The organism is Cyclobacterium roseum (assembly GCF_010119225.1).
Lineage (GTDB): Bacteria > Bacteroidota > Bacteroidia > Cytophagales > Cyclobacteriaceae > Cyclobacterium > Cyclobacterium roseum.
The window spans coordinates 1-746 of the sequence record NZ_WNKF01000055.1 but is presented as its reverse complement, the minus strand read 5'-3'; the positions used below and the strand labels follow the sequence as shown (position 1 = coordinate 746).

Below are 746 nucleotides of genomic sequence, written 5' to 3'. Positions count from 1 at the left end.
AAATCCCCCTTACCCCCTTGGCAAGGGGGATTTGGATACGGATGGATTAACGGTCACGGTATTACCGGAGAGCTATCTCAGTCCGTTGAAATGGCTCCAATTCAACTTTAAACAGACATTTTAGCAATTCCCCCTTTTTAAGGGGGCAAGGGGGATTTTTTCGAGTCATTTAGATGCTTAAAAATCCGTTCTGGAACCACCATTTTTTACTTCCCAATCATCCATAAATGCTCCAATTTCCTGAAGAACAAAAGGCATGGATTTCTTAACTTCGCTATCCAAAAATCTTAGAAAACATAAACCCATTTTTTCTAATATTAATTGCCTTCTTTGATCTTCAACAACAGATTCAGCATAAAAGTGGCTATCCCCATCAATCTCGATTACCAATTTAAGTTTCCTGCAATAGAAGTCCACAATAAAATCTCCCAATGGTTTTTGCCGGTTGAAAGCATACCCTCGAAATTGACTTGCTCTTAGCTTTTGCCAAAGTAAAACTTCGGAAAGAGTAGAATGAGACCTCAATTCTCTTGAGAATTCTTTCAAATTCTTGTTGTAAGGGACATATCGCATGAAAAAATTTAATCATAATAGATTAAAAGTCCAGGATTTCTTCTTTAAAAATTGGTTTTAAGAGTCTAAATTATATTTATCGATCGATTTTCCACTCCCTAAAAATCCCCCTTACCCCCTTGGCAAGGGGGATTTGGATACGGATGGATTAACGGTCACGGTATTACCGGAGA

General features: G+C 37.9%; 1 protein-coding gene. It reads right to left on the bottom strand.

Annotated elements, in window-relative coordinates; all coding sequences use genetic code 11:
* Window positions 1-177: 177 nt before the first annotated feature.
* Window positions 178-546 (bottom strand): endonuclease domain-containing protein, encoded by a 369-nt coding sequence (locus GJQ68_RS23110; RefSeq protein WP_235941872.1) that lies wholly within the window; start codon window positions 544-546, stop codon window positions 178-180.
* Window positions 547-746 lie beyond the last annotated feature (200 nt).